The sequence below is a fragment of the Pseudomonas sp. Van50 genome, from assembly GCF_055390755.1.
Genome location: NZ_AP024343.1, coordinates 338445 through 359930, shown reverse-complemented (window position 1 = coordinate 359930; position 21486 = coordinate 338445). Strand labels below are relative to the sequence as shown.

At 62.1% G+C, this 21486-nt stretch carries 20 protein-coding genes; 12 read left to right on the top strand and 8 right to left on the bottom strand.

What is annotated here, in order from left to right; all coding sequences use genetic code 11:
* Window positions 1-42: 42 nt before the first annotated feature.
* Entirely contained in the window at window positions 43-522 is a 480-nt protein-coding gene (locus tag ACZ5M5_RS01535; RefSeq protein ID WP_060739662.1) for a glycine zipper domain-containing protein, read from the top strand.
* Window positions 523-600: 78 nt separating this feature from the next.
* Here the strand turns inward: ACZ5M5_RS01535 and ACZ5M5_RS01530 are convergent, their stop codons facing one another.
* The 3 genes from ACZ5M5_RS01530 to ACZ5M5_RS01520 form a co-directional block, all read right to left on the bottom strand.
* Window positions 601-1020: an acyl-CoA thioesterase gene (locus tag ACZ5M5_RS01530; RefSeq protein ID WP_092475515.1), complete on the bottom strand. Its 420-nt coding sequence runs from the start codon at window positions 1018-1020 to the stop codon at window positions 601-603.
* Window positions 1021-1066: 46 nt separating this feature from the next.
* Window positions 1067-2293, bottom strand: coding sequence for a 3-hydroxyacyl-CoA dehydrogenase (locus ACZ5M5_RS01525; protein ID WP_464738483.1), 1227 nt, complete (start codon window positions 2291-2293; stop codon window positions 1067-1069).
* Between the two features lie 107 nt (window positions 2294-2400).
* Entirely contained in the window at window positions 2401-4329 is a 1929-nt protein-coding gene (locus ACZ5M5_RS01520) for a RecQ family ATP-dependent DNA helicase (protein ID WP_464738482.1), read from the bottom strand.
* 257 nt (window positions 4330-4586) lie between these two features.
* On the opposite strand from ACZ5M5_RS01520, the gene ACZ5M5_RS01515 reads away from it, so the two are divergent.
* The 3 genes from ACZ5M5_RS01515 (at window position 4587) to ACZ5M5_RS01505 (ending at window position 6348) form a co-directional block, all read left to right on the top strand.
* A complete protein-coding gene (locus tag ACZ5M5_RS01515) occupies window positions 4587-5651 on the top strand; it encodes a S8 family peptidase (protein WP_464738481.1) in 1065 nt (354 codons plus the stop codon).
* 120 nt (window positions 5652-5771) lie between these two features.
* Complete coding sequence (locus tag ACZ5M5_RS01510; protein WP_464738480.1) at window positions 5772-5903, top strand: hypothetical protein; 132 nt, start codon at window positions 5772-5774, stop codon at window positions 5901-5903.
* Window positions 5904-5994: 91 nt separating this feature from the next.
* The gene (locus ACZ5M5_RS01505) at window positions 5995-6348 is read left to right on the top strand and encodes a DUF1493 family protein (protein ID WP_060739667.1); all 354 of its coding nucleotides are present in this window, start codon (window positions 5995-5997) and stop codon (window positions 6346-6348) included.
* A gap of 77 nt (window positions 6349-6425) precedes the next feature.
* Here the strand turns inward: ACZ5M5_RS01505 and ACZ5M5_RS01500 are convergent, their stop codons facing one another.
* The 3 genes from ACZ5M5_RS01500 to ACZ5M5_RS01490 all read right to left on the bottom strand — a co-directional run bounded on the left by ACZ5M5_RS01500 (window position 6426) and on the right by ACZ5M5_RS01490 (window position 9692).
* On the bottom strand, window positions 6426-7970 hold the full coding sequence (locus ACZ5M5_RS01500; protein WP_060739668.1) for a phosphoenolpyruvate carboxykinase: 1545 nt from the start codon (window positions 7968-7970) through the stop codon (window positions 6426-6428).
* A gap of 178 nt (window positions 7971-8148) precedes the next feature.
* The gene (gene hslO, locus ACZ5M5_RS01495) at window positions 8149-9051 is read right to left on the bottom strand and encodes an Hsp33 family molecular chaperone HslO (RefSeq protein WP_454249362.1); all 903 of its coding nucleotides are present in this window, start codon (window positions 9049-9051) and stop codon (window positions 8149-8151) included.
* A gap of 236 nt (window positions 9052-9287) precedes the next feature.
* A complete protein-coding gene (locus tag ACZ5M5_RS01490; RefSeq protein ID WP_060739670.1) occupies window positions 9288-9692 on the bottom strand; it encodes an RNA-binding S4 domain-containing protein in 405 nt (134 codons plus the stop codon).
* 235 nt (window positions 9693-9927) lie between these two features.
* Between ACZ5M5_RS01490 and rimB the strand changes: the two genes are divergently transcribed.
* Entirely contained in the window at window positions 9928-10410 is a 483-nt protein-coding gene (gene rimB / locus ACZ5M5_RS01485; protein ID WP_060739671.1) for a retropepsin-like aspartic endopeptidase RimB, read from the top strand.
* A complete protein-coding gene (gene rimK / locus ACZ5M5_RS01480; RefSeq protein WP_003196697.1) occupies window positions 10407-11312 on the top strand; it encodes a 30S ribosomal protein S6--L-glutamate ligase in 906 nt (301 codons plus the stop codon). Before rimB ends, rimK begins: the two co-directional genes overlap by 4 nt.
* Window positions 11313-11497: 185 nt before the next feature.
* Here the strand turns inward: rimK and ACZ5M5_RS01475 are convergent, their stop codons facing one another.
* Together ACZ5M5_RS01475 and ompR are read right to left on the bottom strand one after the other, a co-directional pair.
* On the bottom strand, window positions 11498-12811 hold the full coding sequence (locus ACZ5M5_RS01475) for an ATP-binding protein (protein WP_060739672.1): 1314 nt from the start codon (window positions 12809-12811) through the stop codon (window positions 11498-11500).
* A gap of 114 nt (window positions 12812-12925) precedes the next feature.
* Entirely contained in the window at window positions 12926-13666 is a 741-nt protein-coding gene (ompR, locus tag ACZ5M5_RS01470) for an osmolarity response regulator transcription factor OmpR (protein ID WP_003196691.1), read from the bottom strand.
* Window positions 13667-14021: 355 nt separating this feature from the next.
* Between ompR and ACZ5M5_RS01465 the strand changes: the two genes are divergently transcribed.
* The 6 genes from ACZ5M5_RS01465 to tauC all read left to right on the top strand — a co-directional run bounded on the left by ACZ5M5_RS01465 (window position 14022) and on the right by tauC (window position 21460).
* The gene (locus ACZ5M5_RS01465; protein ID WP_072409192.1) at window positions 14022-16346 is read left to right on the top strand and encodes a Tex family protein; all 2325 of its coding nucleotides are present in this window, start codon (window positions 14022-14024) and stop codon (window positions 16344-16346) included.
* Window positions 16346-16729 carry a PaaI family thioesterase gene (locus ACZ5M5_RS01460; protein ID WP_060739674.1) on the top strand — a complete coding sequence of 128 codons (384 nt, stop codon included), beginning with the start codon at window positions 16346-16348 and terminating at the stop codon, window positions 16727-16729. Before ACZ5M5_RS01465 ends, ACZ5M5_RS01460 begins: the two co-directional genes overlap by 1 nt.
* Window positions 16730-16998: 269 nt before the next feature.
* The gene (gshA, locus tag ACZ5M5_RS01455) at window positions 16999-18582 is read left to right on the top strand and encodes a glutamate--cysteine ligase (RefSeq protein ID WP_060739675.1); all 1584 of its coding nucleotides are present in this window, start codon (window positions 16999-17001) and stop codon (window positions 18580-18582) included.
* Between the two features lie 249 nt (window positions 18583-18831).
* On the top strand, window positions 18832-19809 hold the full coding sequence (tauA, locus tag ACZ5M5_RS01450) for a taurine ABC transporter substrate-binding protein (protein ID WP_464738479.1): 978 nt from the start codon (window positions 18832-18834) through the stop codon (window positions 19807-19809).
* A gap of 20 nt (window positions 19810-19829) precedes the next feature.
* Entirely contained in the window at window positions 19830-20624 is a 795-nt protein-coding gene (tauB, locus tag ACZ5M5_RS01445; protein WP_060739677.1) for a taurine ABC transporter ATP-binding subunit, read from the top strand.
* The gene (gene tauC / locus ACZ5M5_RS01440) at window positions 20621-21460 is read left to right on the top strand and encodes a taurine ABC transporter permease TauC (protein WP_464738478.1); all 840 of its coding nucleotides are present in this window, start codon (window positions 20621-20623) and stop codon (window positions 21458-21460) included. The genes tauB and tauC overlap by 4 nt, the downstream gene beginning before the upstream one ends.
* The last annotated feature ends 26 nt before the right edge of the window (window positions 21461-21486 follow it).

Sequence of the window (21486 nt, the reverse complement as noted above, 5' to 3'; positions counted from 1 at the left end):
GCGAGCCTCAGGATCGCGCCGTCATCCCTTTGAGGCTCCTCTATGAAGTTCTCCTCCATTCTCTTGTTGTCCCTTAGCCTGGCCAGTGGCATCGCTAGCGCCGGTGGTACTGCCGAAGCAGGTGTGGGCGGCGCATTGGGCGGGGTTTTGGGTTCGGTCGTCGGCCAGTCCCTGGGCGGCAACACCGGTTCCACTATCGGCGCGGCGCTGGGCGGTGCGGGCGGCAGTGCGGTCGGCGCAGATAAACACAGCCGTGGCGAAGCGGCGATCGGCGGCGCGCTGGGCGCGGCCGGCGGTAACGTGGTCGGCCGTAGCGTCGGTGGCAGCACCGGCAGCCTGATCGGTGCGGCGGCGGGCGGTGGCGCGGGTGGCGCCCTGGGTAACTACATGGGCAAGGACGATGACGATGACCGTCGTTATGACGATCGCCGTGGTGATCGCCGCTACTACCGTGACGGCCACCCAGGTCGCGGCCATGCCTACGGGCACCGCAAAAAACATCATCGTCACTACCGCGACTAACGGCTGATCGATACCAGCCGTTGAAGATCGCAGCCTCCGACAGCGCCCAGCGCTGACAGGAGGCTGCGATTTTTTGTTTCAGACCACCAACCGCTCCAACGCCCCACGTAACCGATCCGCAATTGCTACCGGCCGATTCGACGCCCGATCCACGAATACGTGAACAAAACGCCCCGCCGCACAAGCCTCCTCCTCGCCCGCCTTGAACACCGCCAGCTCATACTGCACCGAACTGCTGCCCAACTTGCCAACCCGCAGGCCGATTTCAATCCGGTCTGGAAAGGCGATCGAGGCGAAGTAGTCGCAGGCCGAACTCACCACGAACCCCACCACGTCTCCGTCATGGATATCCAGGCCGCCGACTTCGATCAGGTAGGTATTCACAGCGGTATCGAAAAAGCTGTAGTAGGTGACGTTGTTGACGTGACCGTACACATCGTTGTCGTGCCAGCGCGTGGTGATGGGCTGCAAGTGTGGGTATTCGTTGCGTTGGGGCATCAGCTGTCCTTTACGGTTGTTCAATGGTCTTGACGTGGCACGGGGCTCAGGCCTGCGCGAATCCCTTGCCCTGCGCCGCCAGCTCGCCAATCACACGCGCGGGCTTCCACTGGTCGCCCTGCTTCGTTTCGAGTTCCAGCAGGCGTGCGTGGATGCTTTCCAGTCCTTGCCCGTCAGCCCAGGCCATCGGCCCACCCTTGTCCGCAGGGAAGCCGTAGCCGTTGAGGTAGACCAGGTCGATAGCGTGGGCCGACTCGGCAATGCCTTCCTGCAGGATCTTCGCCCCCTCGTTGACCAGCGCCAGCAGGCAACGCTCGAGGATTTCCTCCGGGCCGATCTCGCGACGCTGGAACCCCAGCGCCTCACTGACTTGCAACACCAACGCATCGACCTCGACATCATGCTCGGCCTGTCGACTGCCCGGCTCGTAGTGATAATACCCATTGCCGCTTTTCTGGCCGAACCGTCCCAGCTCGCACAGACGATTGTCCACCTGCACCTCGGGCTCATCCTGGCCCTTGCCCGCCAGCTCACGGGCGCGCCACTCCAGGTCGATGCCAACGACGTCGTACATGCGAAACGGTCCCATGGCGAAACCGAAGCCTTGCAACGCCGCATCCACCTGATGGGGGAACGCCCCCTCCAGCAACATCTTGCGCGCTTCCAGCACATACGGATGCAGCATCCGGTTGCCGATGAAGCCATGGCAGTTGCCCGATATCACGCTGACCTTGCCCATGCGCTGGCCCAGCACCAGGGCCGCATCCAGCACCGCTTTGGAGGTTTGTGCGCCGCGAACGATCTCCAGCAGCTTCATGATGTGTGCCGGACTGAAGAAATGCAGGCCCAGGACCTGGGCTGGCCTGCGGGTGACGGCGGCGATGGCATCGATGTCCAGCGCCGACGTGTTGCTCGCCAGGACGGCCTCGGGTTTGAGCAGGCCGTCCAGCTCGCGAAAGATGCTCTGTTTGAGCTCCAGGTTTTCGTAGACCGCTTCGATCACCAGGTCCACCTCACGGATCGCCGCGTAATCATCCGCCCGTGTCACCCGGGCGATCCGCGCATCTGCCTCACCCTGGTCGATACGGCCCTGGCGCACACCATGGGCATAGGTCTCGGCCACGGCAACCAGTGCCTGCTCGAGCATCTGCGGATTGTTGTCGACCCACTGCACCGCCACGCCGGCGTTGGCCAGGCACATCACGATGCCCCGCCCCATGGTGCCGGCACCGACTACCGCGGCGCGCTGAATATCGAAAGGTGTCTGGCTCATGTTGGCTCTCTTGTTGGCGATCCGAAGACAGCCCTCACCTTAGTCAGCCGCCGAGTGTTTTTGAAATTTATTCGTGTGATGAAGGGCATTCAGCGGATGGATGCAGCTCACAGGTGCGCTTGAGTCCACTGGCGAACTTCCGCGTATGGATACGCTTCCAGCGCGGCATACCCAGGGATCTTCCGCGCCTTCAATCGGGTGAACAGCGGCACGCTGATCCCGCACAGGAAGCGGGTGAGTCGCTCGGCAGACGGCACGCTGCCGCTGTGCTGCTCATGCTTGTGGATAAAATCGCCACACAGCGCCTCGAAGCTTTTATCCACAAGCGCCGGCAGCGCAGGCGGCTCCGGCAGGCGAGCGATCTGCCCATGGCACACCGAACAATGGCCACACGGGTGGGGGGCACTGTCGTCGCCGAAATACTGCGCCAAGCGATGACCCAGGCAGCGGTCGGTGGCGAACAATTCGAGCATGGCGTGGATCCGCGCGATTTCACCGTGTTCGTGCCGGGTGAAATAGGCATGCAGCTCGGCACTCAAGACCTGCACATCCAGGTCCGCTTCCAGCACGCTGTACACCTCGGTCATCTGCTTGCTTTCCAACTCGATCCAGCCCTTTTCCTGGAAATAATCCAGCGCCTTGACCACACGATTACGTTCAGCGTGGTACTGCTGGTACATCCCGTCGAAATCCACCGTGGCCCAGCTCCGGGCACGACTGGAGGTCTGGATGATGGCCGCGACGAAGTCCCTGCGCTCACCTTCGAAGCGCTCCAGCAGCTCCTGGGGCTCGGTCAGGAACTTGAAGCGATACTCCGCGAAATAGGCATAGCGCGGCGCGATCAGCCGGCGCAGCTCCAACTGGACCAACAACGTCTTGAGCGGCAGTTGCCGGATATTGCTCTGGTCCGCCAGCGGGCCCAGCAAGAACTCCCATTGCCCATCGGGGGCCGCGGCCTTCAGTTCGTCGAGTACGCAACGAATGCCTGCGAGCTCCGGCGTATCGCCGTACACAAAGTTCTCCAGCACGTTGAGGCTGTCGCGGTTGGCCAGCACCAGGCAATCCGATGGCTGCCCGTCGCGCCCGGCCCGGCCGATTTCCTGGCTGTAGTTTTCGATGGACTTGGGCAGGTCGAAATGCACGACGTTGCGAATATCGCTCTTGTCGATGCCCATGCCGAAAGCGATGGTGGCGACGATGCAATTGGATTGCCCGCCCATGAATCGCCGCTGGATGGCTTCGCGTTGCTCATGGGGCAAACCGGCGTGATAGGCCTCGGCCTCGATACCGTGCTGGCTCAGGTGCTCGGCGATCTGCTCGGCGGTTCGCTGCAAGGTGACATAGACGATGCTCGGCTGCCCGACGCGCGCGCCTAGCCACTGCACCAGCCGTGCGCGCTTGGCGACACCCGGTACGGGCTCGACCAGCAGATTGAGGTTAGGTCGGTAGAAACCGGTCGTCACCACATCGGCGGCGGCAATGGCGAATTTCGCCTGCATGTCGGCGATGACCTTGGGCGTGGCGGTGGCCGTCAGCAGCAATACCTGGGGAATATTGAACTGGTGCTGGTAATCGGGAAGCTTGAGGTAGTCAGGTCGGAAGTTATGCCCCCATTCCGAAATACAATGGGCCTCGTCTACCACCAGCAACGAAATCGGCACCTGCTGCAGGAAATTGCGAAAGCGCTCGTTCTTCAGGCGCTCCACGGAAATCATCAGGATCTTCAACTCGCCCGAACGGGCCCGCGCCATGGCATCGTTGGCTTCGTCACGGCTCTGGGCCGAATCGATACTGGCCGCCGCGATGCCGTGGCGCTTGAGGAACACCAACTGGTCCTGCATCAACGCCAGCAGTGGCGAAACCACCAGGGTCAGGTGCGGCAAGAGCAGGGCCGGCAATTGATAACACAGGGACTTGCCCGAGCCGGTGGGGAAGATGGCCGCCGCCGACCGACCGGCCAGCACGGCGCCGATGGCCGTCTCCTGGCCGGGACGAAACTGTGGATAACCGAAAACCTGTTCCAGGGTGCTGTGCATGCGCGGTCGCTCCTTTGACTGCTGCGAGACCCAAAGACTAGCGGGACAACGCAGCGCGTCGAGAAAAGGTCGGGGGTAAAAACGATACTGGATGATACAGCGTCGAGCGCCTTTGCCTTGCCACGAGCAGATACAAATCCGGGCAATTTGATGTCTCGTCCCGACTTCGCCACCACGGTAAGGTGCGCCGAAAACTCATGCTGTACGTCAAGGCCAGGAAGCCTGACGCTCGATTTCAATTCTTCAAGGAACGAACCATGCCACACCCATTTTCCGCTCTACGCGCGCTGACGATCACGTCGGCCTCATTGCTCGCCGGTTGCTTGACCGTCCCCGATCCATCCAGCGTGGATCCTACCCAGTTCGAAACCCCGGAGTATCACGCTCAACAAGGCTTGGCCGTCGTCAAGGCATCAGCGCTCTACGCTCGCGGCGGGACTGGCCAGGATGTTGTCGTGGCGTTGATCGACTCGGGGCTCAACGCCAGTCTCGAGGAGTTCGAGGGCAGACTGGGTGATCCTGGATTCGACCATGTCGAAGACCGTCCCGGCACCGTTGACCGCATCGGTCATGGCACGCAGATGGCCGGTATTCTCGCCGCCAACAAGGACGACCGGGGCATGCACGGCATCGCGTTCAATGCGCGGTTGATCCCCTTTCGCTTTGGCGACGACAACGAGCCGTTTTTCTTCGACAGCGAAATCGCCCGGTCCTGGCAAAGTGGTTTTGACAAGGGTGCCCGGCTGTTCAACAACTCGTGGGCCAACGCCATTCCCGCCACCGAGATCAATGAGGCGCGCTACAACCAGGTGATGCCCGACTCCCTGGCCGTCGCTCGAAAACTGGTCGCGGACGGCGCCGTGTTGGTCTTCCCCACCGGTAACGAACTCAAGCGCGAGCCCCTGGCCGAGCCAGGACTGCCGGTCGCATTGCCAGAACTGGAAAAAGGCTGGATCGCAGTGGTGGCGTTGAAGAACGACGGCAGCGCCATCAATGGCAAATCCAACTATTGCGGCGTCGCAGCCGCCTGGTGCATCGCCGTTCCCGGCGGCGACGCCGGTGCACAGGCCGGCCTGCTCACCGTTGGCAAGGACGGCCGCTACGTGCAGACCGCTGGCACATCTCCCGCCGCCGCGTTGGTCAGTGGCGCACTGGCGGCGCTACAAAGCCTTCACCCGCAACTCAGCCCGCAGCAGATACGCGAACATCTGCTGGCGACAGCCAACCGCACAGGTATCTACGCCAACAGCGAAGCCTATGGCAGAGGATTGATGGACCTTGAGGCCGCCGCACTACGCATGCCTGAACAGATGGCTGACTGAACCCAAACCCCTATCGCTCGCGAATCTGGAGCAATCGGCTCGCGATACCCCTGAACACTTTGCGCCTGCCCCACCAACGGCTGGACGCCCGCGGTTCGCAGCTTGAAAAAGGAAGTAACCATGTCGCACAAACTGAACCTACCTACCGTCCTGATGCTGTCCCTATTACTGGGCGGATGCATGAAATTCCCCGACGACCCGCCAATCCTCGCGAAGGTCAAAACCGCAATCGCGACGCCTGCGATTTCTTGATTGCAGCGTTCTTCTTTTTCCAACGGGCAACGATTTCCCCCTAAACTTTCCACCGGTACAGACGCACCTCTTTTATTCTGGACATTTCATCATGCACCTTGCGCCAGACTTCCCCGATGACCATGCCATGCGCCAACTCATGGAGCTGCTCCACGAAGAAATCGGCCTGCCTGAACGCAAGACGATTCGCCTGGGCACTGCGATCAATCTCGACTTGGGTTGCGATGGCGCGGATGCCCGGCACCTGATGGAGGCACTGGAGGAGCGGTTCGCCATCGAGCTCATCGACTACGACGCCTACCGCTATTTCCAGCCTGAAGGGTTCGATGTGTTTCAAAAGCGCAGGGCCAAGGGCCGGGGGAACAAGCTGCCACTGACCATCGGCATGCTTTACAAGGCGATCAAGGCACAGCGATGGGATACGCGGGAAGTGGAAGAGGCCTAGCTGATCGGCGCGCCTCAAATAGCCGTCCACAAAAAACCGCCCATGATGGGCGGTTTTTTTCATTCACCAACCAAGCCTTATAGCTGCGGCCCAGCAGCCTTGATCGCGTCGCTCACGTCGAACTTCTTGAAGTTCTCGGTGAACAGACCGGCCAATGCCTTGGCTGCTTCGTCGTAGGCGGCTTTGTCGGCCCAGGTGTTGCGTGGGTTCAACAGGCCAGTCTCGACGCCTGGAACAGCCAGCGGCACGTCCAGGTTGATGATGTCCAGGTGTTCGGTTTCAGCACCGATCAGCGCGCCGCTCTGGATCGCCGCGATCACCGCGCGGGTGGTCGGGATGTTGAAGCGCTTGCCGACGCCATAGCCGCCACCGGTCCAGCCGGTGTTGACCAGGTAGACCTTGGAGCCGAAACCACGGATGCGCTTGATCAGCAGCTCTGCGTACTCACCGGCCGGGCGCGGGAAGAACGGGGCGCCGAAGCAGGTAGAGAAGGTCGACTTGATGCCGCTGCCCGAACCCATTTCGGTCGAGCCCACCAGTGCGGTGTAGCCGGACAGGAAGTGGTAGGCGGCTTGTTCTTCGCTGAGGATCGACACCGGCGGCAGTACGCCGGTCAGGTCGCAGGTCAGGAAGATCACGGCGTTTGGCTCGCCACCGAGGTTTTTCGGTGCGCGTTTTTCGATCAGCTCACGGGGGTACGCAGCGCGGCTGTTCTGGGTCAGGCTGTCGTCGGCGTAGTCGGCTTTCTTGGTGACCGGGTCCAGGACGACGTTTTCCAGTACGGCGCCGTGCTGGATGGCTTTCCAGATCACCGGCTCGTTCTTCTCGGACAGGTCGATGCACTTGGCGTAGCAGCCGCCTTCGATGTTGAAGACCACGCCCACGCCCCAGCCGTGTTCGTCGTCACCGATCAGGTAACGGCTTTCATCGGCGGACAGGGTGGTCTTGCCGGTGCCCGACAGGCCGAAGAACAGGGTCACATCGCCCTCTTCGCCCATGTTCGCGGCGCAGTGCATCGGCAGCACGTCAACGGCTGGCAGCAGGAAGTTCTGCACGGAGAACAGGGCTTTCTTCATTTCACCGGCGTAGCGCATGCCGGCGATCAGCACTTTCTTGGCCGCGAAATTGATGATCACGGTGCCGTCGGAGTTGGTGCCGTCGCGCTCAGGCTCGCAGACGAAGTTCGGCGCGTTGAGGATCTGCCACTCGTCCTTGCCGCCAGCGTTGTATTGCTCGGGGTTGATGAACAGGCAACGGCCGAACAGGTTGTGCCACGCCGTCTCGGTGGTCATCTTGACCGGCAGGTAGTGCGCAGGATCGGAACCTACATGCACATGGGAGACAAAACGCTCACGCTCGCCCAAGTAGGCTTCGACGCGGTTCCACAGGGCATCGAACTTGTCGGCCGGGAACTTGCGGTTGATCGGGCCCCAGGCGATGGCGTCCTGGGTGGTTGGCTCTTCCACGATGAAACGGTCGACTGGCGAGCGACCGGTACGATGACCGGTACGAACAACCAGCGCGCCAGTATCGGCAAGCTCGCCTTCACCGCGATTCAGGGCTTCTTTGACCAGATCATCGACACTCAGATCGGTGTACACGGCGTTATTGGCTTGCGTCATGAGATTCCCCGTCGGCCCGTGGCCGAGTGCTCCAAACGTTTTGTAGTAGGAAGTCGCGCACTACTACCCGAAAAAAGTGGGCCGGATTATGCCAGAAAAGCCCAAAAAAAGTAGGGCCCTCCCGTCAGTACGGCGTAAATCCGGCGTTTGCCAGGAGATTTACCTGCGCTGAACCGTTTTAGTGTCGAGTATCTGACGGTGTGTCGACACCCGCACCGGCGAACAATTGAGCGATGTCCGCCGCGTCGAACAGGTAGCGCTCGTTGCAGAACTGGCAGTCGATCTCGATGGCGCCGCCATGTTCGATCACCAGTTGCTGCGCATCTTCCAGACCCAGACTGACCAGCGCATTGCCGGAACGTTCACGAGAGCAGCTGCATTGGAAGCGCAACGGCTGGCCGTCGAACAAGCGTACCTGCTCCTCGTGATAGAGGCGATGCAGCACGGTTTCGTTGTCCAGGCTCAGCAGCTCATCGGCGCTCAGGGTGCTGGCCAGAGCGGTGATGTGCTGCCAACTGGCGTCGCGTTCCTCCGGGTCGCGCAGGCGATCGGCGGGCAGTTGTTGCAGTAGCAAACCGCGCGCGCGCCGCCCGTCGGCGTAGAGCCAGAAACGGGTATTGGTCTGCTGGGACATCACGAAGTAGTTGGTGAAGCACTCGGCCAGAGTCGCGCCGTCGAGATCGACGATGCCCTGGTAGCGCTTGCCATGGGTGGGGTCCACCGTCAGGGCCAGCACGCCGTTGGGCATCATGTCGGCCAGGGTCGCGTCGGGTGCGATCTGCTCGGCGTGATAACGGGCCAGGCCACGGATCTCGCGCTCGCTGGAGCACTCGATCATCAGCAGCGGGACCGGACCTTCGGAACGCGCCTGGAGAATCAGCAAGCCATCGAACTTCAAGGTGCCCACCAGCAACGCCGCAGCCGCCATCAGCTCGCCGAGCAGTTGTGCGACCGGCTCCGGATAGGGGTGCTTGGCGAGGACTTCGGCGTAGCTACGCTCCAACGCCACCAGCTCGCCACGGGCGTCGCTGTCATCGAAGATGAAACGTTGGGTGTAGTCGGTATCCGGTAAATCAGTCATAGGATCTGGTATCTGAGGTGATGACAAATGATGGCGGGCATTTTATGGGCATTCAGGGTGGGTTCCAAGCAAGGCTTGGGTTTGCCTGACGGGAAGAGACCGATGACTCAATCCGAATGGTCATTGTGGCGAGGGAGCTTGCTCCCGCTCGGTTGCGCAGCGACCGTCAGATTTTGGGGCCGCTACGCAGCCCAGCGGGAGCAAGCTCCCTCGCCACGGGCCTTGCGCCAGCCTTTTTATTCGTTATTGCTGCCATGAAACTTGAACAGGTCCCGGCGCTGCTTCTTGCTCGGCTTGCCATCGGTACTGACCCCCAGGGCGCCGGCCTTGCGTTGCGCGGCGGCGGCTTCGCGCTTGGCGATGCTGGCTTCGGTTTCGCGATACAACGCCTGCGCTTCAGGTGCGCCGCGACGCACGATCGACAGGGCCTCGACCACCACGGTCTTTTCATCGAACCCGGTGCGGATGACAAACTCATCGCCGATGCGGGGTTCCTTGCCCGGCTTGCAGCGCTCTCCCCGGTGATGGACCTTGCCGCTTTCGATGGCGGTCTTGGCCAGGGCCCGCGTCTTGTAGAAGCGCGCCGCCCACAACCATTTATCGAGACGGACCTTGTCGTCTTCTTCCTTTTTTTGTGCCACTGCAATTCCTCTTTCTGCCATTAGCCGGAACTGTACTACCGTTTTTGTCGAGCGCACGAATCAGGCCCGACGGATAGAATGCCCGCCAAACCGACGCCATACCCATCGCTTCGGCCGGAATCGGTTACAAGCACACACAAGTGCGTAGATAACTGTCGCCATTTTGTGATTATTCTGCGTGAATACCGCGATTCGCGGAGTCCACGATCCGATGCACTGATCGCAGGTTTTTTTATTGAAGACTTTTGACCATTTGACCGTTGTCGGTCTGCGCGAGTGGGTGGCGCTCCCGGATCTGGGAGTCGTGGGCCTGCGGGCAAAAATCGACACCGGGGCCAGCACCTCCAGCCTGCATGCCACTGACATCGAGCCGTTCGAGCGCGATGGCGAAAAGTGGGTGCGCTTCACGGCGCACCTTGGCACGGTGGTGCAATTGCGCCATCGCCGCTGCGAAGCCCCGCTGGTGGCGCGCAAGACCATAAAGAGTTCCAACGGCCACGCTCAGGTCCGCTACGTGATCAGCACCACGTTGGCGCTGGGTGACCGGGTCTGGCGGGTCGAGTTCACCCTCGCCTGCCGCAAATCCATGCGATATCGCCTGTTACTGGGTTCCAAAGCCTTGATCGACGGCCAACTGGTGGTCAATCCGGGCACCAAATATGTTCAAGAAAAGCCGGCATTCCCGGTGTCCACTACCTCTGCCACAGGTGTTGCATGAAGATCGCTGTGCTGTCGCGTAATCCGCGTCTGTATTCCACTCGTCGCCTGGTTGAAGCCGGGACCGAACGTGGCCATGAAATGGTGGTGATCGACACCCTGCGCGCCTACATGAACATCGCCAGCCACAAGCCGCAGATCCACTACCGTGGCAAGCCGCTGGAAGGGTTCGACGCGGTGATCCCGCGCATCGGCGCATCGGTGACGTTCTATGGTTGCGCGGTGTTGCGCCAGTTCGAAATGATGGGGGTGTTTCCCCTCAACGAGTCCGTGGCCATCGCCCGTTCCCGGGACAAGCTGCGCTCGCTGCAATTGCTGTCACGGCGCGGGATCGGCCTGCCGGTCACCGGTTTTGCCCACTCGCCCGACGACATTCCCGACCTGATCGCGATGGTCAACGGCGCACCGCTGGTGATCAAGGTGCTGGAAGGCACCCAGGGCATCGGGGTGGTCCTGTGTGAAACCGCGACGGCGGCGGAGTCGGTGATCGAGGCATTCATGGGCCTGAAGCAGAACATCATGGTCCAGGAATACATCAAGGAAGCCGGTGGCGCCGACATTCGCTGCTTCGTGGTCGGCGACAAAGTGATTGCCTCGATGAAACGCCAGGCCAAGCCCGGTGAGTTCCGCTCCAACCTGCATCGCGGTGGTAGCGCCAGCCTGATCAAAATCACCCCGGAAGAGCGCATGACCGCCCTGCGGGCCGCAAAGGTCATGGGCCTGGCCGTGGCGGGCGTGGACATCCTGCGCTCCAACCACGGGCCACTGGTGATGGAGGTCAACTCCTCGCCGGGCCTGGAAGGCATCGAGACCACCACCAGCAAGAACGTGGCGGGGATCATCATCGAGCACCTGGAAAAAAATGGCGGGCCGAACATGACCCGGACCAAAGGAAAGGGCTGAGCCAACACAAAACCCTGTGGGAGCGAGCCTTTGTGGGAGCCGAGCTTGTGTGGGAGCCGAGCTTGCTCGCGATAGTGGTGCGCCAGTCGAGATCAACTTTACTGATCCACCGCCATCGCGAGCAAGCTCGGCTCCCACAGGTCCTCTGGTTCCCACAGGTTCTCTGCCTTACTTGAGAGAGATGGCTACACCGCATCCCTTGGCAGCATCAACCCCAACGGCAACCGCACCCGAGCCTCCAGCCCGCCACCGGCGCGGTTGCGCAGCTCGACGTTGCCGCCGTGCATCGAGGCGATACGCTTGACGATGGCCAGGCCCAGCCCCGTGCCTTTCCCACCCCGGGCGCGATCGCCCCGGGTGAAGGGGTTGAAAATGGCTTCCAGCTCCGAGGGATCGATGCCGGCGCCACGGTCCATGACGCTCAGCACCACGTAAGGCGCGCTGGTGTCGCCGGAGACATAGGCCGCCACTTCGACGCCGGCACCGGCATGGTTCAGGGCATTGCCGATCAGGTTGTTCAACAAACGCTTCATCGACACCCGGCGCAACGGGAACGGCTGAATCGGCTCCAGGCGCAGGTGCACTTTCTCGTCGTTCTGGTTATAGGGCGCGACCACTTCCCGCACCAACTCGCTGAGGTCCACCTCTTCCACGGACTCATCACGCCCGTCGCGTATGAACGCCAGGAACTGGTCGAGAATCGCGTCCATGTCCTCGATGTCGCGGACCATCTCATCGGTCAGGTCGGTGTGCTCGCCCATTAATTCCAGCGACAACCGCAGCCGGGTCAAGGGCGTGCGCAGGTCGTGGGAGACGCCCGCCAGCATCAGCTCGCGTTCGCGCCCGGCCTGTTCCACATCCTCGGCCATCTGGTTGAAGGCGCGGTAGACCTCGGTCATCTCGCTGGGCGTATCGCTGATGGGCAGCCGCACGCTGCGACCCTGGCCCAGTTGGCGGGCGGCGTAGACCAGGCGCTTCAACGGTTGGTTGAGCTGGCTGACGAAGATCCACGCCGATGCCGTCGATAGCAGGCCGATGGCGAGGAACCAGCCGAGCACGTTCCAGATTTTCTGGCCGCGCAACGGATGCGGATACAACGGCACTTTCAGCCAGCCATCCCCCAGGCTTGGAGCCCGCACCCAAAGCGCCGGCGGCGAATGCATGCGCAATCGCACCTCGGTATCGGCGCCCAGTTCGGCTTGCATCTGGCGTTGATAGATCTCGCTGTAGGGCCAATGCTGCTCGCCCTCCGGCACGCCGGCACCGACGACACGGATCAGCGTCGCCGCCTCGGCAATTTTCGCCCGGTTGGTTTCGTCCGCCGCCCAATAGGCCCGCAGGGTCAAGGCAACGCCGTGGCTGTACTGTCGGTCCACGAGCACGTCTTCGTTCATCAGCAGGTACACCAACGTCAGTGCCTTGGAAAAGAGCACGACGATCAGCACCAGCCAGAGGGTGCGGGAGAAGAAACTCTGGGGGAACCAAACGGGGGTTTTCATGAATAACCGCTACACACTTGCAGGAGCGAGCGATGCTCGCACAATGACAGACCGCGAGTCGCCTGGAAGAAGACATTTCAACCGGCCAGGCCACCCGCTCCTACAAATCGCCGATCACTTGCTGGCGGCGCCATCCGGCACGAACACATAACCCACGCCCCAGACGGTCTGGATATACCGCGGCTTGGAAGGATCAGGCTCGATCATCCGGCGCAGGCGGGAAATCTGTACGTCGATGGAGCGCTCCAGCGCATCCCATTCACGACCGCGGGCCAGGTTCATCAGCTTGTCGCGGGTCAGCGGCTGGCGAGCGTTCATCACCAGGGCCTTGAGCACGGCGAACTCACCGGTGGTGAGCATGTGGACCTCATCACCGCGCTTGAGCTCACGGGTGGCCAGGGACAGTTCATAGTCGCCGAAGGTCACGCTTTCATCTTCGCTGCCCGGCGCGCCAGGCACCGGCGCCGACTGGCGACGCAGTACCGCCTTGACGCGGGCCATCAACTCGTCGGGGTTGAACGGCTTGGCCAGGTAATCGTCGGCGCCCAGTTCGAGGCCCTTGATACGGCTCAGCTCGTCGCCCTTGGCGGTGAGCATGATGATCGGGATCTGGTTGTTGGCGCCGCGCAGGCGGCGGCAGGCGGTCAGGCCGTCTTCACCGGGCAGCATCAGGTCGAGTACGACCAGGTTGAACACTTCACGGGCCAGCAACCGATCCATTTGCTCGGTGTTCGGTACGGTGCGGGCGCGGTAGCCCTTGCTGACGAAAAAGCGTTCCAGCAGGCTGCTCAGCCCTGGATCGTCGTCAACAATAAGAATTTTTTCGCCTTCAGCAGTTTGTGCAGTGCTGCTCATAGGAAGCTCCTTTGATCTCGGCGCGCATTATGGCCTAGCTGCCGTTATACGCACCGTGTGCATTGTTAGCAGATTTTTCCTCTATCTCCACAAATCCGGGTATCAAGCCTACAGACCATGTCCCCCCTCAGGACGGAACGCTGGTTATAATGCGCGGCCTTTTGTGCCAGGGAATGCCGGATCGTGATCCCGGCGTGCCATTTTTTCAGCCTTGGCAAGGCAACTTTTTGAATTTCGCGGGTCAACAGGCAGCCTTTTGACCCAGGCAGCGGCGCATGCCAGGCCGCTCAACCAGTCTCGCCGAGCCCGGTTTCTGTGGTGGCGAGCCTGATTTCACAATTTGTCAGGTGGTTTTATGGACAGCATCAACAGCCGCATCGCCGAGGAACTCGGTGTACGCCCACAACAGGTCGAAGCGGCCGTCGCGCTACTCGATGAAGGTTCCACGGTGCCGTTCATCGCCCGTTACCGGAAAGAAGTGACCGGCAGCCTCGATGACACCCAACTGCGGCATCTGGAAGAGCGCCTGCGCTACCTGCGAGAACTCGACGAACGGCGCATCAGCATCCTGGCCAGCATCCAGGAGCAGGGCAAGCTGACCCCGCAACTCGAACGCGACATCAAGCTGGCCGACACCAAGACTCGTCTCGAAGACTTGTACCTGCCCTACAAGCAAAAGCGCCGCACCAAGGGCCAGATCGCCCTGGAAGCCGGCCTCGGCGAGCTGGCCGACGGCCTGTTCAACGACCCGACCCTGGCCCCGGAAACCGAAGCTGCGCGCTTCGTCGATGCCGAAAAAGGCGTGGCGGACGTGAAAGCCGCGCTGGAAGGCGCCAAGTACATCCTCATGGAGCGTTTCGCCGAAGACGCCAACCTGTTGGAAAAACTGCGCAACTTCCTCAAACAGGAAGCCATCCTCAGCGCCCGGGTCATCGCGGGCAAGGAAGAGGAAGGCGCGAAGTTCCGCGATTACTTCGAACACGACGAACCGCTCAAGAGCATGCCGTCCCACCGCGCCCTGGCGATTTTCCGGGGTCGCAACGAAGGCATCCTCAGCTCCGCCCTGAAGGTCGGTGAAGAATTGCCGGGCACCATGCACCCGTGCGAAGGCATGATCGGCCAGCAGTTCGGCATCCAGAACCAGAACCGCGCCGCCGACAAATGGCTGGCCGAAGTGGTGCGCTGGACCTGGAAGGTCAAGCTCTACACCCACCTGGAAACCGACCTGCTGGGCGAGTTGCGCGACAACGCCGAGACTGAGGCGATCAACGTGTTCGCCCACAACCTGCACGACCTGCTGCTGGCCGCACCGGCCGGCCCCCGTGCCACCCTGGGCCTGGACCCGGGCCTGCGCACCGGTTGCAAGGTGGCGGTGGTGGACTCCACCGGCAAGCTGCTGGATCACGCCACGGTCTACCCGCACGTGCCGCACAACAAGTGGGACCAGACCCTCGCCGTGCTCGCCGCCCTGTGCGCCAAGCATTCGGTGGACCTGATCGCCATCGGCAACGGCACCGCCAGCCGCGAGACCGACAAACTGGCCGCCGAACTGATCAAGAAATACCCAGCCATGAAAATGACCAAGGTCATGGTCTCCGAGGCCGGCGCTTCGGTTTACTCGGCGTCGGAACTGGCTTCCAAGGAATTCCCCGACCTGGATGTGTCGATCCGTGGCGCGGTGTCCATCGCCCGTCGCCTGCAGGATCCACTGGCGGAGCTGGTGAAGATCGACCCCAAATCCATCGGTGTCGGCCAGTACCAGCACGACGTTTCCCAACTGAAACTGGCCCGTGGCCTGGACGCCGTGGTGGAAGATTGCGTGAACGCCGTGGGTGTGGACGTGAACACCGCTTCGGTGGCGCTGCTGGCGCGGATCTCCGGCCTGAATGCCACGCTGGCGCAGAACATCGTCACCCACCGTGACGAACATGGCGCGTTCAAGACCCGCGCCGCGTTGAAGAAAGTCCCACGCCTGGGTGAAAAAACCTTCGAACAGGCCGCCGGCTTCCTGCGGGTCATGAACGGCGACAACCCGCTGGATTCGTCGGCCGTCCACCCCGAAGCCTACCCGCTGGTGCAACGCATTGCCGCCCAGACTGACCGCGACATTCGTTCGCTGATCGGTGATGCCGCATTCCTCAAGCGCCTGGACCCGAAGAAATTCACCGACGAAACCTTCGGCCTGCCCACCGTCACCGACATCCTCCAGGAACTGGAAAAACCGGGCCGCGACCCGCGTCCCGAGTTCAAGACCGCCGAGTTCCAGGACGGCGTCGAAGACCTCAAGGACCTGCAACCGGGCATGATCCTCGAAGGCGTGGTGACCAACGTCACCAACTTCGGTGCCTTTGTCGACATCGGCGTGCACCAGGACGGCCTGGTGCACATTTCGGCGTTGTCCGAGAAGTTCATCAAGGACCCGCGCGAAGCGGTGAAGGCTGGCGATGTGGTGAAAGTGAAGGTCATGGAAGTCGACATCCCGCGCAAACGCGTCGGCCTGTCGATGCGCATGAGCGACACACCGGGCGAGAAAGTCGACGGTGCCCGCGGTGCTCGCCCTGGCTCGACCCCGCGTCAGTCGCAGAACACCGCGCCGCGCAAGGAAACCGCCACCGCGGCCCCGGCGAACAACGCCATGGCTTCGCTGTTCGCCAACGCCAAGCAGTTGAAGAAGCGCTGATGGACGTGCCGGCCGGGTTGGTGGAAAGCGCCTTTTTCAAGCTGCTCGGCTGCCGCTTGCAGAGCCTGGGGGACGGGGTGGCGCAAGTCGCCCTGGGCCTTGAGCCGCCGTTGCGCAACCGCGGCGGCAAGCTGCACGGCGGCGCACTGTTCAGCCTGGTGGACATCGCCATGGGCCTGGCCTGCTCCAGTGTCCATGGCTTTGACCAGCAAAGCGCGACCATCGAATGCAAGATCAACTACATTCGCGCCGTGTCCGACGGCGAAGTGCTGTGCACTGCCCGGGTCATCCACCCGGGCCGGCGCACGCTGGTGGTCGAGGCCGAGGTGATGCAAGGCGACAAACTGGTCGCAAAAGCGCAAGGCACGTTCGCTGTCCTATAGCTCCCTGTCATCGATTTGAGTTAATTTCGACGCCATGAATGCAGTGTCGGGCTTTCCTGTGGGAGCGAGCTTGCTCGCGATAACGGAGGGTCAGTCAAGATCAACGTTGCTGATCCACCGCCATCGCGAGCAAGCTCGCTCCCACAGTGGGGTTGCGGTGGCTAGCTTTTGGCACGAAAACCAGGCGAAAACGCCAGTTTTAACTTCACCCTTGTAGACCGTCTTGCCCACCCCCATATTGGGGCGACTGACGCGTGAAGGAATTCAACTTGAGCGACCTTTTAAACCGCCGCCTGGCCTTGCTCGGCGAGCGCGCCAACCTCTCCCTGCTCGAACAGTGCCTGCACGGCATCGAGCGTGAATGCCTGCGTGTCACGGACGATGGGCGCCTGGCGCAGACTCCGCACCCCAAGGCCCTGGGTTCGGCGCTGACCAACGAACAGATCACTACCGACTATTCCGAGTCGCTGCTGGAGTTCATCACGCCGGCCCTGGCCAACCCGGCCGATACCTTGCGCAGCCTCGACAAGATCCACCGGTTTGCCTACAGCAAACTGGGTGACGAGTACTTGTGGAGCCCGTCGATGCCGTGCCCACTGCCGGCCGAAGAAGAGATTCCGATCGCCTACTACGGCACCTCGAATATCGGCCAGCTCAAGTACGTCTATCGCAAGGGCCTGGCCCTGCGCTACGGCAAGACCATGCAATGCATCGCCGGGATCCACTACAACTTTTCCCTGCCGGAAAAGCTCTGGCCGCTGCTCCGTCAGAACGAAGCCGCCGAGGTGAGCGACCGGGACTTCCAATCGTCAGCCTACATCGCGCTGATCCGTAATTTCCGCCGCTACAGCTGGTTGCTGATGTACCTGTTCGGTGCCTCGCCGGCCCTGGACGTCGGTTTCCTGCGGGGCCGTCCGCACCAGTTGGAACAACTGGACCCGGACACCTTGTACCTGCCCTACGCCACCAGCCTGCGCATGAGCGACCTGGGTTACCAGAGCAACGCCCAGGCCGGCCTCACGCCATGCTACAACGACCTGGCGAGCTACACCGACAGCCTGCGCAAAGCGGTGGCGACGCCCTACGCGCCGTACGTCGAAGTCGGCACTCACCAGAACGGCGAGTGGGTGCAGCTCAATACCAACATCTTGCAGATCGAAAACGAGTACTACTCCAACATCCGTCCCAAGCGCGTGACCTACACCGGCGAGCGACCGATCCAGGCCTTGATGGCCCGGGGGATCCAGTACGTCGAAGTGCGCTGCCTGGACATCAACCCGTTCCTGCCGATGGGCATCGACCTCACCGAAGCACGGTTCCTCGATGCGTTCCTGCTGTATTGCGGCCTCAATGACAGCCCGCAGCTGGAAAACAACGAATGCGGCAACGCCACGAGCAACTTCCTGACCGTGGTCAAGGAAGGTCGCAAGCCAGGCCTGCAATTGCAGCGCCAGGGTCAAGCGGTGGACATGCAGGCCTGGGCCGTGGAATTGCTGGAAAAAATCGCTCCGCTGGCCGCGCTGCTCGACCAGAGCCAGGGTGGCGATGCCCATCGCCAGGCACTGGACGCGCAATTGGCGAAAGTCCGTGATCCGTCCCTGACGCCTTCCGCCCAGGTGCTGGCCGCCATGGCCGAACACCAGGAAAGCTTCGCCCAATTCTCCCTGCGCCAAAGCAAGGCCCACGCCGAATTCTTCCGCGCCGAGCCGTTGCCTGCCCAGGAACAAGCGACATTCGAAGAGACCGCACGCGAGTCGCTGGTCCAGCAAGCTGAGCTGGAACAGAACGAGGTGGGGGATTTCGATGTGTTCGTGGGTTCTTACCAGGCAAGCATCCTGGCGATCAGTAACTGATCAGCCCGCCTTGGCGGGGATACTCTTGTGGCGAGGGAGCTTGCTCCCGCTCGGCTGCGCAGCAGTCGTGAAATGGGGCCTGCTGCGCAGTCCAGCGGGAGCAAGCTCCCTCGCCACGGAGGCCTCAGTCATTTCCGGATGTTTTTTTCGCAAATAAGCTAATTCGAAAAAGTTATTTATTTTTGAATTCTTAGATCATTTAGTCTCCTCGAACGCCGAACGTCCGGCGGCCTGTTGAGGAGATTTTCCATGTCTTTGCGTTTCCCCCTTCGCCTTCTCGCGGCCGCCTCCCTGGCAGCCACGAGTCTTTTTGCCCAGGCAGCCGACCTGACCGTCGCTTACCAGACCACCGTCGACCCGGCCAAAGTCGCCCAGGCCGATGGCGCCTACGAAAAAGCCACCCAAGCCAAGATCAACTGGCGCAAGTTCGACAACGGTGCCGACGTCATCACCGCCATCGCTTCGGGCGATGTGCAGATCGGCTACCTCGGGTCCAGCCCGTTGACCGCGGCCATCACCCGCAAGGTCCCGGTGGAAACCTTCCTCATCGCCACCCAGATCGGCGCCGCCGAGGCCTTGGTGGTTCGTGACGGCTCCGGCATTAATTCCCCGCAAGACCTGATCGGCAAGAAGATCGCCGTGCCGTTCGTGTCCACCGGTCACTACAGCCTGCTCGCCGCGTTGAAGCACTGGAACATCGACCCGTCGAAAGTCACCGTGCTCAACCTGGCGCCACCGGCCATCATCGCCGCCTGGAAGCGTGGCGACATCGACGCCACCTACGTCTGGGACCCAGCCCTGGGTGTGGCCAAGGAAAACGGCAAGGTGCTGATCACCTCCGCGGAGCTGGCCAAGTTCGGCGCACCGACGTTCGACGCCTGGATCGTGCGCAAGGACTTCGCCCAGAAGCACCCTGAAATCGTCACCGCCTTCGCCAAAGTGACCCTGGACGCCTACGCCCAGTACCGCAAGGACCCACAAGCCTGGCTGGCCGATGCGTCCAACGTCGACAAACTGGCGAAGCTCTCCGGTGCCAAGGCCAGCGATATCCCGTTGTTGCTGCAAGGCAACGTCTTTCCCCTGGCGGCCGATCAGGTCGTGAGCCTCGGCGCACCGACCACCCAAGCCATCACCGATACCGCGGCGTTCCTCAAGGAGCAAGGCAAAGTCGAAGCCGTGCTGCCGGACTACGCGCCTTACGTCAGCGCCAAATACATCACTCGCTGATCAAAAAAAGGAGACATGCGATGGCCTTGCTACAACTGGAGCGCATCAGCGCACAGTACCCCGGCGCAGCGGAACCGGTGCTGGCGGATATTTCCCTGACCCTGGGGCCGAAGCAGTTGCTGGTTGCCCTCGGTCCATCCGGCAGTGGCAAGACATCGCTGTTGAACCTGATTGCCGGGTTCGTCGAGCCCAGCGCCGGGCAGATCACCCTCGACGGCACGCCGGTCAAGGGCCCGAGCGCCGAACGCGGCGTGGTGTTCCAGGACGATGCGCTGCTGCCGTGGCAAGACGTGCTGGCAAACGTTGGGTTCGGCCTGGAACTGGCCGGCGTCCCCAAGGAAAAACGCGAGGCTCGCGCCCGGGAAATGCTTGCCCTGGTGGACCTGGCCGGTTTCGAGCAACGCCGCGTCTGGCAGCTCTCCGGCGGCCAGAAACAACGCGTCGGCCTGGCCCGGGCGTTGGCGGCCGACCCGCGTGTGCTGTTGATGGACGAACCGTTCGGCGCGCTGGACGCCTTCACCCGCGAGCAGATGCAGGAACTGTTGCTGCAGGTCTGGCAGCGCACCGCCAAGCCGGTGTTCCTGATCACCCATGACATTGAAGAAGCCGTCTTCCTCGCCACGGACTTGATTCTGCTGGCACCGAACCCGGGGCAGATCGTCGAACGCCTGAGCTTGGATTTCGGCCAGCGCTACGGGGCCGGGGAATCGGCACGGTCGATCAAGTCCGACCCGCGCTTCATCGAAACCCGCGAGCATGTGCTCGCCAAAGTGTTTTCCCAACGCAGCGCCACTCGACCCCAGGAGCGCGCATGAGCAGCTACGAAATTCCCGCCGGGGTCCGTGACGCGACGACCCGGCCCGCGGCCAGCGGTTTGAGGCCCCACCTGAGTACGCGTTGGATCAGCGGCTTGACCCTGATCGCGTTGCTGGCAGCCTGGTGGGCCGTCACCGCCAGCGGCCTGATCGAACCGCTGTTCCTGCCCCCGCCCTCGGCCGTACTGCAAAAAGGCTGGCTGCTGGCGACCCAAGGCTACATGGACTCCACCCTCTGGCAACACTTGGCCGCCAGCCTTGAACGCATCGGCCTGGGCCTGTTGTTCGCGGTGCTGACGGCGGTGCCAGTGGGCATCGCCATCGGCGCCAACCGCATCGCCCGCGGTGTGCTCGATCCGTTGATCGAGTTCTACCGGCCGATTCCACCGTTGGCGTACCTGCCATTGATCGTGATCTGGTGCGGCATCGGCGAGTTGTCGAAGGTGCTGCTGATCTACCTGGCGATCTTCGCCCCGATTGCCATTGCCACCGCCACCGGCGTGCGCACCGTCGACCGGGCCAAGCTGCGCGCGGCGCAATCGTTGGGCGCCACGCGGGCACAGTTGATTCGCCATGTAATCGTGCCCAGTGCCCTGCCGGACATTCTCACCGGTATCCGCATTGGCCTGGGCGTGGGCTGGTCGACACTGGTGGCCGCCGAACTGATCGCCGCCACCAGCGGCCTGGGATTCATGGTGCAGTCCGCGGCGCAGTTCCTGGTCACCGATGTGGTGGTGCTGGGAATCCTGGTGATCGCGCTGATTGCCTTCGCCATGGAAATGGGCCTGCGCGCCCTGCAACGCAAACTGGTGCCGTGGCACGGCCAGACCCATTGATACCCAATGACCACGCCGACCATTCG